This is a genomic window from Actinophytocola gossypii (genome assembly GCF_025165815.1).
In the GTDB taxonomy this organism is placed as follows: Bacteria; Actinomycetota; Actinomycetes; order Mycobacteriales; family Pseudonocardiaceae; genus Actinophytocola; species Actinophytocola gossypii.
Window position 1 is genome coordinate 55,988 of sequence record NZ_JAFFZE010000028.1, and the last position, 14,655, is coordinate 70,642.

A 14,655-nucleotide genomic window follows, 5' to 3' on the forward strand; every position below is an offset into this window, starting at 1 on the left:
GGCCCGCGCCGCAGGGTAGGCAGGGAGCATGCGTCGTCCCAGCATCGATCCGGTCGTGTGGCGTCCGCCGAGGGGCGAGCGGGCGGCGCGGCCGGCGCGGGACACCCTGCCCGAGCTGACCGTCGTGCCGGTCAACGGGCGCGGGCCGGAGGACGTCGCCGTCGAACGGGGGCACCTGTTCACCGGCGTGGAGGACGGCCGGATCCTGCGGCTCACCCCGGACGGCAGGCGCCTGGACACGATCGCCGACACCGGCGGCCGGCCGCTGGGCGTGGAGCTGTACCCGGACGGGCGGCTGCTGGTCTGCGACGCCGAACGCGGGCTGCTGCTGGTCGACCGGGCGGGCGGCGGCGTCGAGGTGCTGGTCGAGCGCGGGCCCGGCCTGCGGGTGTGCAACAACGCCGCGGTGGCCGCCGACGGCACCGTGTACTTCACCGACTCCACCAGCCGGTTCGACCTCGTGCACTGGAAGGCCGACCTGCTGGAGCACCGCGGCACCGGCCGGCTGCTGCGCCGCGACCCGGACGGCACCGTCGACCTGGTCCTCGACGGCCTCCACTTCGCCAACGGCGTCGCGCTCGTCCCCGACGAGTCCGCCGTGGTCGTCGCCCAGACCGGCGCCTACCGGCTGGACCGGGTGCCGCTGACCGGGGAGCGGCAGGGCCGGGCCGAGCCGCTGGTCGACGGGCTGCCCGGCTTCCCGGACAACATCGCCACCGGCTCCGACGGGCTGGTCTGGATCGCCATGGTCAGCGCGCGGCTCGCCGCCTTCGACCTGGTGAGCCGCCTGCACCCGGCCGTGCGCAAGGCCGTCTGGGCACTGCCGGACCGGCTGCAGCTCCGGGAGAAGCGGGTGGTGTGGGTGCGGGCGGTCGACGGCACCACCGGCCGCACGGTGCACGACTTCCACGGCACCCGCCCTGACTTCCACATGGTCACCGGCGTCCGCGAGGTCGACGGGACCGTGCACCTCGGCAGCCTCAACGAGCACGCCGTGGCCCGGTTTGAGGTGCCGTGAGGCAGCTTCCTGCCACCGGCCGCGGCATTGTTGCCGAACTGCGACCCGTACCGGTTCAGGTGGGAAAACGGCCGTCGCGGGTCCACCCGGAACCGGTGCCGGTGAGCCGTTCGGCGGTGTCCGTGGGCTGTTCGGTCCCCCCGCGGCTCCTCTTCTGGCCGACGACCCGGGACGGGGCTTGACTTCAAAGCTGGAGCTGGTCCAGGCTAATCCGCCATTAACCGATCAAGCGGCCTCGTGCCACCGGTTTTTGTGCAGCCGCAACGACATGTCCGGTCCGAAATGGACCGGGTTGGAGGAGTCGAGGATGACTCAACGGTGGACCCGCCAGCTGGCCGGCGTTCGCCCGTGTGCGGCTCGCGTCGCGATATCTTCGCGCGCGTTTTTGCGGAAACCTTGACTGAGCACCTGCTTTCCACGGGGGTCCGCGAAAGGTGTCGGGTGCGGTGCGGTCAGTTACGGATTGACAGGAGTAGCAGAGATGAGTGCTGGAGCAAGGGTGCGCACCGTTGCCCTCCTTGCCGTCGCGGCGGTCGCCCTCGCCGGGTGCGGTGGCGACGACGGCGGTGACGGTGGCGGCGGTGGAGGCGGCGGTGGTGCGGCGCCCGCTCTGGAGGGTCGCGGTCCGATCACGTTCGCGACCGGCAAGGACACCTCGGGCAACATGCAGAAGCTCGTCGACGAGTGGAACGCCGACCACCCGGACGAGAAGGTGACGATCACCGAGCTGCCGGAGTCCGCCGACGACCAGCGCAACCAGATGATCCAGAACGCGCAGGTCGAGTCCGACGCCTACACCGTGCTCAACCTCGACGTCATCTGGACCGCCGAGTTCGCGGCGAACCGGTGGATCGTCGAGCTGCCCCAGGAGGAGTTCGAGCTCGACCAGTTCCTCGAGCCGGCCGTCGAGACCGGGATGTACCGCGACCGGATGTACGCCATGCCGGTGTACTCCGACGGCGGCCTGCTGTACTACCGCCAGGACCTGCTGGAGAAGGCGGGCGTCGAGCCCCCGGAGACCTGGGCCGACATGCTCGCCGCGTGCGAGGCGGTGCAGAAGCTCCCCGAGGGCAAGAACATGGGCTGCTACTCGGGCCAGTTCGACAAGTACGAAGGCCTCACGGTCAACTTCTCCGAGGCCGTGCAGTCCGCGGGCGGGCACGTCGTCGACGAGAGCGGCAAGCCGACGGTCGACTCCCAGGAGGCCAAGGACGGCCTGAACTTCCTGGTCGACGCGCACAAGAACGGCCAGATCCCGCAGGCCGCCATCACCTACAAGGAGGAGGAGAGCCGCCGCGCGTTCCAGGACGGCCAGCTGGTCTTCCTCCGCAACTGGCCGTACGTGTACGCGCTGGCCGGCGCCACCGACGGCTCCTCCAAGGTGGCCGGCAAGTTCGGCGTGGCCCCGCTGCCCGGCAAGGACGGCCCCGGCGTGTCCACCCTGGGCGGGCACAACTTCGCGATCTCCTCGTTCGCGCCGAACAAGGCCACCGCGCTGGACTTCATCAAGTTCTTCGCCTCCGAGGAGGCCCAGCGCTCCAACCTGCTCGCCACCTCGCAGGCGCCGACGCGCCAGGCCCTGTACGAGGAGCAGGAGCTGGTCGACCAGTTCCCGTACCTGCCGACGCTGCTCGCGTCGATCGAGAACGCCGAGCCGCGGCCGAGGGTCGTGCGCTACGGCGACGTGACGGCCGCCATCCAGGAGGCCGCGTACGGCGCCATCACCGGTGAGACGACCACCGACGACGCGCTCGCGACCCTGCAGACCGAGCTCGAAGAGCTGACGGCGGAGTAAGGGGCGAGCACGACCGGGCCGGGCGCGTGCGTCCGGCCTGGTCCGCCCCTGGGACAACGGAGTTCTCGTGACCGCGCCCACACTTCCGCCCGCAGTCGGCGGCAACGCGACCAGCAGTCCGCAGCGGCACGGCAGGCTCGCCGCCGCGCTGCTCTCGCCCACGTTCATCGTGCTGGCCCTGATCATCCTGTACCCGCTGATCTCCGCGCTGCGCGAGTCGATGTACCGAAGAGAGGACGGACTCGACGAGAGCGGCTTCGTCGTCGAGGGTGACCGCTTCGTCGGCATCGACAACTACACGGAGATGTTCACCGGCGACGCCGCCGGCCGGTTCTGGAACGCCTTCTTCAACACCACCTTCTTCACCGTGGTCGGTGTCGGCATCGCCACGGTGATCGGCATCGCGATGGCGCTGGTGATGCACCACGCCCTGCGCGGCCGCGGCTTCGTCCGGGCCAGCATCCTGGTGCCCTGGGCGGTGCCGACCGCGATGTCCGCCATCCTCTGGCAGTGGATCTTCCAGGCGGACGGGATCGCCAACGAGATCCTCAACACCCAGATCCTGTGGACCACCGAGGGCTTCCAGGCGAAGCTCGCGGTGCTGATCGCCGACACCTGGAAGACCGCGCCGTTCGTCGGCCTGCTGGTGCTCGCCGGCCTGCAGGTCATCCCGAACGACGTCTACGAGGCGGCCAAGGTCGACGGCGCCACCGGCTGGCGCCAGTTCTGGCGCATCACGCTGCCGCTGGTGCGGCCAGCGCTGCTGGTGGCGGTGCTGTTCCGGGTGATGGACGTGCTGCGGATCTTCGACCTGCCCTACGTGCTGATCGGATCGCGCAAGGAGTCGGTGGAGACGCTGTCCATGCTGGCCTTCGAGGAGGCGAACCAGGTCAGATACGGGCCAGCCGCCGCCTACGCGACGGTGTTGTTCCTCTACGTAGCGATCATCGCGTACACGTTCGTCAAGCTGCTCGGCGCGGACCTGATCGGTGAGGCGAGGGTGCGGAGCAAGGAGACGAAGCGCCGGAAGGAGGCGGTGCCGGCATGAGCAGGACGGGAACCCCGCGCGGGCGGCGGTGGCTGCTGCAGCTCGGCATCGTGATCATCGTCGTCTACTGCCTGGCGCCGTTCTACTGGATGGTCGTCTCGGCGTTCCGCAGGCCCAACGAGCAGGGCGAGAACAGCTGGCTGCCCAGCACGTGGTCGCTGGAGAACTTCGAGGCCGTGTTCGGGCCGGACGTCGGGTTCGGGCGGTCGCTGCTGAACAGCCTCGTCGTGGCCGGCACCACCACCGTGCTGACGCTGATCGTCGGCACGTTCGCCGCGTACACGCTGGCCAGGTTGAACTTCCGGTTCAAGAACGCGGCGGCCGGGATCATCATCGCCACCTCGATGTTCCCCGGCATCTCGCTGATCGTGCCGCTGCTGAAGCTGTTCACCGAGATCGGCTGGATCAACACCTACCAGGCGATGGTCCTGCCCAGCCTCTCGTTCGCGCTGCCGCTGGCGGTGTGGACGCTCGCCACCTTCTTCCGGCAGATGCCCAAGGAGCTGGAGGAGGCCGCGATGGTGGACGGGCTGACCAGGGGCCAGGCCTTCCGGCGGGTGATCCTGCCGCTGGCCGCGCCGGGCATGTTCACCACCGCGATCATCACGTTCATCGCGGCGTGGAACGAGTTCATCATCGCCCTGTCCATGGTGAACGACGAGAAGATGCAGACCGCCACCGTGGCGATCTCCCGGTTCACCGGCATCACCGGCTTCGACAGCCCGTTCGGCACGAAGATGGCCGCCGGGGTGATCGTGACCGTGCCGCTGGTGATCGTGGTGCTGATCTTCCAGCGCCGGATCATCGCCGGGCTCACCGCGGGCGGGGTCAAGTAGTGCGCCGGGCCGCTGTGCTGGTTGCTGTGCTCGTGGCGGTGCTCGCCGCCGCCACGAGCACGCTCACCGCGCCGGTGGTCGCCGAGCCGGCCGGGCCGGACCGGGTACGGGCGGCGGAGCTGTCGGAGACCAGCCGGCTGGGTGACCGGCGAGCGCTGGTCACCGGCGAGCGCACGATCGCCATGGGCGACGCGAACGGGCTCTACCCGGCCACCGGCTGGCACGTCCGCGGCGAGATGGGCGGGCTGTGGACGCCGCCGGTGAAGCTGCTCGACGGGATCTGGTTCGCCGTCGACGGCCGGTGGCTCGGCGCCGACCGCCCGGCCGACCGGTACACCGCCGGCTGGGGCTACCACCGGTTCGACTACGGCGAGGCCGGCGGCGTGCGGGTCGACCGGGTCGACTTCGCCCCGGACGACGCGCGGGCCACGGTCATCGGCCTGACCCTGCGCGCGGACACCCGCCGCACCGTCCGGCTGGCCATGGACGCGCACTCCGAGCTGATGCCGGCCTACCCGTGGGGGTGGACCACGCCCGGCGCCGCCGAGGTCAACCTGCCGGACACCGGTTCCTACGCCGACGGCCGGCTCACGTTCCGCGAGCGCGGCACCTCGCCCGGAACCGGCGCGCACGACTACGCCGCGGTGGTCGGCTCCTCCGCGCGCCCGGTCGGGCACGCGCTCGGCGACGACCACCGGGGACCGCAGGACCCGGCCGTGGTCTGCCCGGCCGACGGCGACGCCCCGCCGCGCTGCGACGACTCGGTGTTCGGCCGCGGCACCGGCGGCCGGCTGGACTTCGCGATCCCGGTGCGCCCGGGGCGGGCCACCACCGTGTGGTTCACCGTCGCCGGCTCCGACCAGGGGCTTGCCGAGGCACGCGCGGAGTACGCCAGGGCGTCCCGGCACCCCGCCGAGGCGCTGGCCGCCAAGGTCGCCGACCGGCTCCGGGTCGCGCGCAACACCGTCGTCGACCTGCCGGGCGACCGGCTGCTCCAGCGCAGTGTCGCGTGGAGCAAGCAGAACCTCGCCGACTCGGTGCAGCGCGCGCACGACCTGGAGCTGCGCGACACCGACGAGGGCGGCGCCTATCCGCCGGCCGCCGGCACGCTGGAGTCGGCGACCTGGTTCGGCGCCGGGTTCCCCGACTACCCGTGGCTGTTCGGCACGGACGGGGAGTACACCGCGTTCGCCGCCGTGGCGGCCGGCCAGTTCGAGCCGATCAAGGCGCACCTGCGGGCGCTGCGCGACGTGTCCGAGGTCGTCAACGACGGCAGCGGCAAGGTGGTGCACGAAGTGGTGTCCACAGGTGACGTCTACTTCGGAGCGAACGACGACCAGGGCAACACCGACGAGACGGTGAAGTTCCCGAGCGCTGTCGCCCTGGTGTGGCGGTGGACCGGCGACGACCGCTTCCGCGACGACCTGTACGACTTCGCGGTCCGGAACCTGCGCTACGTCGACGAGCACCTCGACGCCGACGGCGACGGCTGGCCGGAGGGGCTCGGCAACGTCGAGCGGCCGGGCATGGGCGAGGAGAAGCTGGACAGCGCCGCGTACTTCGTGCGCGGCCTGCTCGACCTCGCGGACCTGGCCGCCAGCAAGGGCGACACCGCCACGGCGAACTGGGCGTCCGACCGCGCCGCCGGTCTGTTGGCGCGGTTCGAGGACACCTGGTGGGCCGGTGGCGACGCGGACGCCTACGCGGAGTCCATCGACGACCCGGAAGACCCGGCCAACGACAACCGCCCGGTGTTCCAGCGGCACTGGACCGGTGTGGCGCCGATGGAGATCGAGCTGCCCGACGGCGCCCCGCTGGCCTCGACCGCGCACGGCGCGACGGCGTTGGCGCGGCGGGAGCAGGACTGCTACACGGGCGAGTTCGGCCTGTACCACACCGGCTCGGGCCCGACCTCCGCGCCGGAGGGCAACCCGGGCCCGTCGTGCGACACCGTGGTGTCGACCGTGCCCGGCGAGCGCTCGACGTACTCGCTGAACACCGCGGTGATGGCCGTGGCCGAGGGCAACTTCGGCCGCCTGGCGCAGCAGCGGCACTACACCAGGGGCAACGCCCGGATCCAGCTCGACCCGTCGGTGTGGGAGACCCCGGGCGCGATGCCCGAGGTGGCGCCGTCGCCGGACTTCGTGGCGAACATCGACCGGCCGTTCCACGACCGCTCGATGTCGTTGCAGGCGTGGGGCGCGTACGGCGTGCTGTGGCCGGTGGTGCACCAGCACCTCGGCGTCGCGCCCGACCTCGGCAACGGGCGGCTGTCGGTGGTCCCGCACCTGGCGGAGGACCGGGAGCGGATCGCCGGCCGGCACATCCGCGTCGGCCGGGGCACCGTCGACGTGTCGGTCCGCCGCACCGGTGCCGGCCTCGCGGTGTCCACCGACCTGCACCGCGTGCGGGCCGACCTCACCGTCGGCGCCGTCCTTCCCGCCGGGACCCGGCCGGCCGAGGTGAGGTACAACGGTCGAGTGATCGCCTACCGGACGGTCGGGACGACCCGCGGGGTCGAGGTCCGGGCCGACGTGCGCGGCGACGGGACCTTGGAGGTGACGTTCGATTAGGCGGAGCGCGGTTCTCGTGTTCGCCGGTGTGCTGCTGGCCGGCTGTTCCTCGTCGTCGGACTGGGGCAGGCAGGTGTTCGCGGGCGCCGGACCCGACGTGGCGTCCCTGAAGGTGACCGGCACCGAACCGGTGCGGTCCGAGGGGCCGAGCAGGTTGTCCCCGGACGGCACGCGGGTGCTCCGGATGACCGAGCCCTGCGTCACCGCTGTCGACGGCACCGGTGAGCGGTGTGTGGAGCGGGACGGTGTCTCGGTGGACCTGCCGAGGGCGTGGTGGTCGCCGGACAGCACGAAGATCGTGTTCACCAACGACTACTGGCGCAGGTTCGACGAGCCGGACGTCTGGGTGTTCGACGTGGTCGGCGGGGAGCTGACCAACCTGACCGACGACGGGGTGGACGACTACAAGATCGGCGACCCGGACCGGGCCGCGCGGATCGACCTGCTGCCGTCGTGGTCCCCGGACGGCTCGGCGGTGCGCTTCGCCCGGGGCGTTCCGGAGCGTGAGTCGGTGGAGCTGGTGTCGGTCGGCGCGGACGGCGGTGAGGTGTCCACGGTCCGCGAGATCGACTGCGGCCCGCATGACCTCGTCGCGCTCGCGTGGTCCGCGGACCGGGTGGCGTGGACGTGCGGGATGGACGAACCCGAGGTGTGGCTCGCCGGCCTGGACGGCGGCGATCCCGAGCGGGTGCTGCCCGGCGCCGAGGACGAGGACCGGATGTCCCTGTCGTTCTCGCCGGACGGCGAGTGGCTGCTGGTGGACTCGATCACCCCGTACTCCCAGCGGGAGGCGCCCGACCGGGGCCTGGCCACCGCGGTGCCGACCGGCGGCGGCGATCCGGTGCCGGTGGCCGACGGGGCGGTGGCGTACCCGGCCTGGTCGCCGGGCGGGCACGCCCTCGCCTACGTGGAACCGCCCGGCACGGTCACCGTGGTGGCCGAACCGGGCGGGGAACCGAAGGAGCTGCACACCGCGGACCTCGTCCTCGCTCCCGACGCGATGCGCCTCGGCTGGGTCTACGGTTCGCTCCTGGTGCACGTGGACGGCGAGCCGACCCTGCTCCGGCTGTCCGGCTAGGAGATCCGGCGGCGGAACAGGAAGGTCGCGGTGGCGACGGCGGCGACCAGGATGCCGGCGCACCAGGCCGCGGCGAGCCAGGCGCTGTTGCCCATCGGGGTGCCGAGCAGCAGGGCACGCATCGACTCGATGATCGGGGTCATCGGCTGGTTCTCGGCGAAGCCGTGGATCCAGGTCGGCATCGTCTCCACCGGGACGAAGGCGCTCGACGGGTACGGCAGGAACATGACGAAGAACGTGAACCCGTTCGCCGCCTCCGCCGACCGGGTGAGCACGCCGACCGCGGCGGCCACCCAGGAGAACGCGAGCACGTACAGGAACAGCACTCCGAACGCGGCCAGGAAGTCCAGCGCTCCCGCCTCCGGCCGGAACCCGATGAGGAACCCGACCGCCAGCACCAGCACGGTGGACAGCAGGTTCCGCGCGATCGACGCGACCACGTGTCCGCCGAGCACCGCGCCGGCGCTGATGTCCATCGAGCGGAAGCGGTCCATGATCCCGCCGTTCATGTCCTGGGTGACCGCCACCGCGGTGAGCGAGGACCCGAACCCGGCGCACAGCACGATCACGCCCGGCACCACGTAGGTGACGTACTCGGTGCCGGTCTGGATCGCGCCGCCGAACAGGTACACGAACAGCAGCATCAGCATGATCGGCAGCAGCAGCGCGGTGAACAGCGCGTCCATGTTCCGGATGGACAGCCGGACCGACCGGCCGAGCATGACCAGGCTGTCGCCCGGCAGCGAGGCGGGACGCAGGGCGAGGTCAGACACCGGCGGTCTCCTTCGTGGTCTCGGTGGTGTGGCCGGTCAGGGTGAGGAACACGTCGTCGAGGGTGGCGCCGTGCACGGTGAACCGGTGCACCGCCCGGCGGGTCGGGTCGACCTCGTCCAACAGGGCACGCACGTGGCCCGCCTGCCCGTCGGTGGCGACCGACAGGGTCAGCCGCTCCGGCTCGGACCCGGCGACCCGGCGACCGAGCCGGCGGGCCAGCTCGTCGAACGCCAGCGCGTCGACCGCGACCAGGTCCAGGCGGTGCCCGGCGACCTGCGCCTTGAGCTGCGCCGCCGTGCCCTCGGCGACGATCCGGCCGCCGTCGACCACGGCGATCCGGTCGGCGAGCTTGTCGGCCTCCTCCAGGTACTGGGTGGTGAGGAAGATCGTCACGCCGTCGCGGGTCAGGCCGGTGACCACCTCCCACACCTGCTGCCGGCTGCGCGGGTCGAGGCCCGTGGTCGGCTCGTCCAGGAAGATCACCTCCGGCCGGGCGATCAGGCTCGCGGCCAGGTCCAGGCGCCTGCGCATGCCCCCGGAGTACGTGCCGACCCGCCGCGAACCGGCCTCGACCAGGTCGAACCGCTCCAGCAGCTCGTCGGCGCGGGCGGCCGCGCGCCTGCGGGGCAGCCGGCACAGCCGGGCCATCATCCGCAGGTTCTCCGCGCCGGTCTGCAGCTCGTCGATCGCGGTGTCCTGGCCGGTCAGGCTGATGCTGCGGCGGACCTGGGACCGCTCGCGGCGGACGTCGTAGCCGGCGACCCGCGCGGTGCCGGCGTCGGCCGGCAGCAGCGTGGACAGGATGCGGACGGTCGTGGTCTTGCCGGCGCCGTTCGGGCCGAGCAGCGAGAACACGCTGCCGCGGGCGACGGTGAGGTCGACGCCGCCGAGCACGGACACGTCGCCGTAGGACTTCTCGAGGCCGGTAGCCTCGATCGCGGGTTCGTCAGGCATAGGGGTACCCCCGTTTGTGGTGAACCGGAACTTACTGCGTATGCGGTAAACATTACTGCTTAGGGCGTAAACAGTACATCGGGGTATTTCCCTGATGCCGGATCAGGGGTGGACTCAGGGTCATGGACGAGGACCGCGGCACCGGCCTGCCGGCCAGCTTCGAGGTGGCCTGGGGGGTCCGGGACCGCCCGACGAAGGGGCCGAAGCGCGGGCTGAGCCTGGAGCAGATCGTCCGGGCGGGGGTGACCGTGGCGAAGGCCGAGGGCGTCGGGGCACTGTCGATGAGCCGGGTGGCCAAGGAACTCGGCACGTCGGCGATGGCGCTGTACCGGTACGTGGCGTCCAAGGACGAGCTGATGCAGCTCATCGTCGACGAGGGTCTCGGCGAGGCCGGCACGTTCGAGGTGGGCGACGGCGGATGGCGCACCGAACTGGAACGGTGGGCGTGGGCCGAGCTCGACGCCTATCGCCGCAACCCGTGGATCCTCCAGGTGCCGATCCCCGGACCGCCGGTCACGCCGAGGAACATCGCGTTCCTCGAACAGGGCCTGCGCTGCCTGGCCGGCACGCCGCTGAGCCCGGGCGAGAAGATGTCGGTGATGCTCACCCTCACCAGCTACGTCCGATCGTGGGCGTCGGTGAGCATGCAGGTCAACGAGGCCATGTCGAGCAACGGGACGCTGGTTCCGATGGACCGGTACGGCGACGTGCTCGCGGCCGTCACCACCCCCGAGGAGTTCCCGGCACTGCACGAGGTCATCGCGGCACGGGTGTTCGAGGAGGAGGAAGAGCTGCCCGACTACGACTTCGTGTTCGGCATCGCGCGGCTGCTGGACGGTTTCGAGGCGCTGATGGCGTCACGCGATGTCTGAATTGTCTTCTTACTCCGCTCATACGTTCCGCGATTAGTGTCGAACGGGTGTCCCTCCCCAGACTCGCCGCGGCGAGCCTCGCCACGCTGCTGCTCGGCGTCGTGCTGATGCTCGCCCTGCACGTGGTGCCGCCGACCAGTGAGATCAGTGCGGTCCGCCGCACGCTCAGCGAGTACGCGCTTGGGCCGAGCAAGTGGGTCTTCGACGCGTCGGTGCTGCTGGTCGCGCTCGGCTCGGGGCTCGCGTTCTACGCGCTGGCACGGCACGGGATGGTGCGGCCGTTGTCGGCGGGGATGTTCTTCGGGGCACTGTGGATCGTGAGCCTGCTGGTGATCGTTTACTTCACCAAGACCGACTGGTCGATCGGGCCGTCGCTGAGCGGGACGATCCACCGGTACGCGAGCGTGGTGGCGTTCGTGTCGCTGCCGCTGGCGGTGCTGTCGGTGGCGCGGGCCGTGTTCCCCGGCGCGCCAGGGTGGCGGTTCGCGGCGCGGGGCCTCGGCGTGGCGTCGCTCGGCTTCTTCGGGCTGATCCTGGTCGGCGTGGTGCGGATGTCCATGGGCGGCGGGCCGTGGTGGCGGTTCGTGCCGCTCGGGCTGGTGGAGCGGGCGATCGCGTTCACCGCGGTGGCGTCGGTCGTCGTGGTGGTGCTCGGGGTGCTGGTGCGCCCGGTGAAATCGGAGGAACTGGCCGGCGTGGCGGCCTAGGCTCCGCCGGCATGATGCCGATGAGCCAGGTACTGGCGTTCGCGGTGCTCACCCTGGTGCTGGTCGCGGTGCCGGGGCCGAGCGTGCTGTTCACGATCGGTCGGGCGCTGACCGTCGGGCGGCGGGAGGCGTTGCTGACCGTCGTCGGGAACGCGGCCGGGGTGTACGTCCAGGTGGTCGCGGTGGCGTTCGGCGTCGGGGTCGTGGTGGAGCGGTCGGCCGCCGTGTTCACGGTGATCAAGCTCGCCGGCGCCGGGTACCTGGTGTACCTCGGGGTGCGGGCGCTGCGGCACCGGCGGCGGATGAGTGCGGCGCTGGGGGAGACGCCGGCGCACCCGGCCGGCCGGTCGCTGCGGGACGGGTTCGTGGTGGGGCTGCTGAACCCGAAGTCGATCGTGTTCTTCGTGGTCGCGCTGCCCCAGTTCACCGCGCCGGAGGCCGGCAACGTACCGCTGCAGATGCTCCTGCTCGGCGCGTTGTTCCCGCTGGTGGCGCTGGTCCTGGACAGTGTGTGGGCCTACGCGGCGGCCACCGCGCGGACCTGGTTCGCCCGGTCGCCCCGCCGGCTGGAACTGGTCGGCGGCGCGGGCGGGCTGATGATGATCGGGCTCGGTGCGAGCCTCGCGATGACGGGTCGCCGGGACTGACCGCCTTGACAGCGTACGTTGTACACCTACGATGGACGCATGATGTTCACCGAGGTTTTCGTGCCGAAAGGAGCGCTCCGCGAGGATGAGCGCGCCCGGCTCGCCGAACGGCTCACCCTCCGCGGCCTGCACGGCGAGGAGGGCGCGGACCCCGGCGTGCTCGACTTCCTGGAGAGCATCACGCACGTCGTGGTGCACGAGGTCGACGTCTGGGTCGCCGGCGGCAGGCGCCTCGGCGCCGACGAACCGCCCCGCTACGTCGTCCGGGTGCACGTGCCGGGGCCGTGGCGCAAGTCGCTGAGCGAGAGCATCGTCGAGCAGGTCACCCGCGTGCTGGCCGAGTCCGACCCCGACCCGGACCGGCTGCGCCGCGAGCCGCACGCCGAGGTGCACGTCCTCGGCGTCCCCGACGGCGGCTACGGCGCGTTCGGGCGCGTGGTCGGCGAGTCCTCGATGGGCGACCTGATCAGCCAGGCCAACTCGGGCACCTCCGAGGTGCCGCCCGGGATGGCCCTCGACCCGGTCTGCGGAGCGACGGTGCCCCTCGACGGCCCGGACGCCGTGACCGCCGAACGGGACGGCGTCACCTACGCGTTCTGCTGCCCGGGCTGCCGCAGGCACTTCCTCGACAAGAGCGCCGCCTGAGTTTTCGGCTACCGTGACCGAATGCGGAGCGGTGATCGCCCCAGCCGGGTGATCTTCCTCAACGGGACGTCGAGCGCGGGCAAAACCACCCTGGCCAGGGCCGTCCAGGACGAAAGACACCCCGTTCGTCTACTGGGGCGTCGACACGCTGTTCAGTCTGGTGCCGCCGAACTGGGGCGGAGGACGCGACGGTCCGCTCAGCCGTGACGGCTTCTGGTACGACCGGACCGGCGACGCGGACGGGCACCCGTCGGTGGTCATCCGTTACGGCGAAGTTGGACGTCGGATGCTGCGGTCAGCTCAGGTCGCGGCCGCCGCGTTCGCCCACCGGGGTGATGACCTGGTCATCGACGAGTTGCTGCTGACCCCGGATCTGCTGCCGGCCTGGCTGGACGCGTTGTCTGGCCTGGACGTGCTGCTGGTATGCGTCACGTGCCCACTGCCGGTCGCGGAACGACGGGAACGCGACCGGCGCAACCCGCGCGGGCTCGCACGAGGTCACTACGACCTGGTTCACGATCACGGCACCACCTACGACATGGTCGTCGACAGCACCACGGGCACGCCCGCCGAACTGGCCAGAGCCGTACTTCGGGCAAGCCGCTAGCCGGTCACCCTGCGGCCGGAAGCTTCGTCCAGGCCACCGTCGCCAGCTCGCGGCCGATGCCGCAGGCGTCCGCGCCGGTCGTCGTCGGGGCGGCGACCCGGATCACCGCGTACTCCCGCTCGCCCTCCTGCAGCGCGAACGGGATGTGCTCGGTGACCACCGTGCACACCGTGATGTTGCTGGTGTCCGTCGGAACCAGCCAGGTGCCGCGCCCGGCGATGTCCTCGGCGGGCGTCCGGTGGGCCACCCCCACCTTGCCCGGGTCCGCGCCGACCTCGAAGTCCAGCTTGGCCGTCGGGGTCGAGCCGCCGGGAACGCCCCAGCGGCACTGGTGCTCGGACGGGTACAGGTTCACCCGTTCCGGTTCGATGCCCAGCAGGTTCGCCACCTGATCGGGTGGCAGCAGGCCACACGCCGACACCCGCGCCAGCGAGTTGGTCGGCGGCTCCCAGTGCCGCACCAGGTTCGTCCTGGCCGCCTCGGCGATGCCCTCGGCACCGGCCCTGGCCAGCGCGCACAGGGTCTCCTTCGGCACCGTGTCGACCAGCTCCGGCTCGGCGGTGGTGGACACCGCGACGTCGTCGGCGAACACGAGCGCCATCACGCAGTTGCTGGTCACCTGGGTCGGCACCCGGACGATCGAGGCGTTGCCGTCGAGCGCGGCCACCTCCTCGCGGCCGGACGGCAGGGCGTCGACGTGCTGGAGCAGGCCGAGCTCCACCACGACCTCGTCGCCGTCCACGTCCACGGTCACCAGGCACTCGTCCATGGTCACCTTGGCCGGCATCCGGGCCTCGCCGTGCTCCTCGAACGCGAACGGACCGGTGAGGCTGCACGGGTCGATCCTGCGCAGGTCACCGAAGGCGTTCTCGGCGGTGAGCGGGCCCGACGCGCGTTGCTCGCCGGCCGGGCTGCCGGCAACACCGGTTGAGCATCCGGTCAACACCAGAGCGACGAGACAGGCCAGGACGGTTCGACTCACTGTGACAACTCCTTCCCCCGGGCGGCACAGTAGTGGACGCGGCCCGTTCCGCTACCGTTCCCCTCGACCGGAACGGATGCGCGTGGCGAACGCGTGTTCTAATGTTGCCGCCCGCAGCA

At 71.4% G+C, this 14,655-nt stretch carries 13 protein-coding genes and 1 pseudogene; 11 read left to right on the forward strand and 3 right to left on the reverse strand.

What is annotated here, in order from left to right; genetic code table 11:
• Positions 1-28: 28 nt before the first annotated feature.
• The 6 genes from JT362_RS32525 to JT362_RS32550 all read left to right on the forward strand — a co-directional run bounded on the left by JT362_RS32525 (position 29) and on the right by JT362_RS32550 (position 8,348).
• Positions 29-1,018, forward strand: a complete 990-nt coding sequence (locus tag JT362_RS32525; protein ID WP_260195716.1) for an SMP-30/gluconolactonase/LRE family protein — start codon at positions 29-31, stop codon at positions 1,016-1,018.
• Between the two features lie 499 nt (positions 1,019-1,517).
• Positions 1,518-2,813 carry an ABC transporter substrate-binding protein gene (locus JT362_RS32530; protein ID WP_260195717.1) on the forward strand — a complete coding sequence of 432 codons (1,296 nt, stop codon included), beginning with the start codon at positions 1,518-1,520 and terminating at the stop codon, positions 2,811-2,813.
• Between the two features lie 67 nt (positions 2,814-2,880).
• Positions 2,881-3,861, forward strand: a complete 981-nt coding sequence (locus JT362_RS32535; protein ID WP_260195718.1) for a carbohydrate ABC transporter permease — start codon at positions 2,881-2,883, stop codon at positions 3,859-3,861.
• A complete protein-coding gene (locus tag JT362_RS32540; RefSeq protein ID WP_260195719.1) occupies positions 3,858-4,697 on the forward strand; it encodes a carbohydrate ABC transporter permease in 840 nt (279 codons plus the stop codon). The genes JT362_RS32535 and JT362_RS32540 overlap by 4 nt, the downstream gene beginning before the upstream one ends.
• Positions 4,697-7,270 carry a glucosidase family protein gene (locus tag JT362_RS32545; protein ID WP_260195720.1) on the forward strand — a complete coding sequence of 858 codons (2,574 nt, stop codon included), beginning with the start codon at positions 4,697-4,699 and terminating at the stop codon, positions 7,268-7,270. Before JT362_RS32540 ends, JT362_RS32545 begins: the two co-directional genes overlap by 1 nt.
• A gap of 16 nt (positions 7,271-7,286) precedes the next feature.
• Complete coding sequence (locus JT362_RS32550) at positions 7,287-8,348, forward strand: TolB family protein (RefSeq protein WP_260195721.1); 1,062 nt, start codon at positions 7,287-7,289, stop codon at positions 8,346-8,348.
• Here JT362_RS32550 and JT362_RS32555 read toward each other — a convergent pair.
• Positions 8,345-9,121 (reverse strand): ABC transporter permease, encoded by a 777-nt coding sequence (locus JT362_RS32555; RefSeq protein ID WP_260195722.1) that lies wholly within the window; start codon positions 9,119-9,121, stop codon positions 8,345-8,347. The genes JT362_RS32550 and JT362_RS32555 overlap by 4 nt on opposite strands.
• Complete coding sequence (locus JT362_RS32560) at positions 9,114-10,076, reverse strand: ATP-binding cassette domain-containing protein (RefSeq protein WP_260195723.1); 963 nt, start codon at positions 10,074-10,076, stop codon at positions 9,114-9,116. The genes JT362_RS32555 and JT362_RS32560 overlap by 8 nt, the downstream gene beginning before the upstream one ends.
• Positions 10,077-10,198: 122 nt before the next feature.
• Here JT362_RS32560 and JT362_RS32565 point away from each other — a divergent pair, with 122 nt between their 5' ends.
• From JT362_RS32565 to JT362_RS32585, 5 genes and pseudogenes are all read left to right on the forward strand, one after another.
• Positions 10,199-10,948: a TetR/AcrR family transcriptional regulator gene (locus tag JT362_RS32565; protein WP_260195724.1), complete on the forward strand. Its 750-nt coding sequence runs from the start codon at positions 10,199-10,201 to the stop codon at positions 10,946-10,948.
• A gap of 47 nt (positions 10,949-10,995) precedes the next feature.
• Positions 10,996-11,655, forward strand: coding sequence for a DUF998 domain-containing protein (locus JT362_RS32570; RefSeq protein WP_260195725.1), 660 nt, complete (start codon positions 10,996-10,998; stop codon positions 11,653-11,655).
• A gap of 11 nt (positions 11,656-11,666) precedes the next feature.
• Positions 11,667-12,302 carry a LysE family translocator gene (locus tag JT362_RS32575; protein WP_260195726.1) on the forward strand — a complete coding sequence of 212 codons (636 nt, stop codon included), beginning with the start codon at positions 11,667-11,669 and terminating at the stop codon, positions 12,300-12,302.
• Between the two features lie 39 nt (positions 12,303-12,341).
• Positions 12,342-12,947, forward strand: a complete 606-nt coding sequence (locus JT362_RS32580) for a hypothetical protein (RefSeq protein ID WP_260195727.1) — start codon at positions 12,342-12,344, stop codon at positions 12,945-12,947.
• Positions 12,948-12,968: 21 nt separating this feature from the next.
• Positions 12,969-13,554 (forward strand): annotated as a pseudogene (locus tag JT362_RS32585) (phosphotransferase-like protein).
• A 4-nt stretch (positions 13,555-13,558) separates the two neighbouring features.
• Here JT362_RS32585 and JT362_RS32590 read toward each other — a convergent pair.
• Positions 13,559-14,536: a DUF3558 domain-containing protein gene (locus tag JT362_RS32590; RefSeq protein ID WP_260195728.1), complete on the reverse strand. Its 978-nt coding sequence runs from the start codon at positions 14,534-14,536 to the stop codon at positions 13,559-13,561.
• Positions 14,537-14,655: the final 119 nt, after the last annotated feature.

What these genes read in the sequence shown, in the direction of transcription:
- JT362_RS32565 (WP_260195724.1), top strand. Translation starts at nt 10,199, where the DNA reads ATGGACGAGGACCGCGGCACCGGCCTGCCGGCCAGCTTCGAGGTGGCC.
- JT362_RS32575 (WP_260195726.1), top strand. Translation starts at nt 11,667, where the DNA reads ATGATGCCGATGAGCCAGGTACTGGCGTTCGCGGTGCTCACCCTGGTG.
- JT362_RS32560 (WP_260195723.1), bottom strand. Translation starts at nt 10,076, where the DNA reads ATGCCTGACGAACCCGCGATCGAGGCTACCGGCCTCGAGAAGTCCTAC.
- JT362_RS32525 (WP_260195716.1), top strand. Translation starts at nt 29, where the DNA reads ATGCGTCGTCCCAGCATCGATCCGGTCGTGTGGCGTCCGCCGAGGGGC.
- JT362_RS32580 (WP_260195727.1), top strand. Translation starts at nt 12,342, where the DNA reads ATGATGTTCACCGAGGTTTTCGTGCCGAAAGGAGCGCTCCGCGAGGAT.
- JT362_RS32540 (WP_260195719.1), top strand. Translation starts at nt 3,858, where the DNA reads ATGAGCAGGACGGGAACCCCGCGCGGGCGGCGGTGGCTGCTGCAGCTC.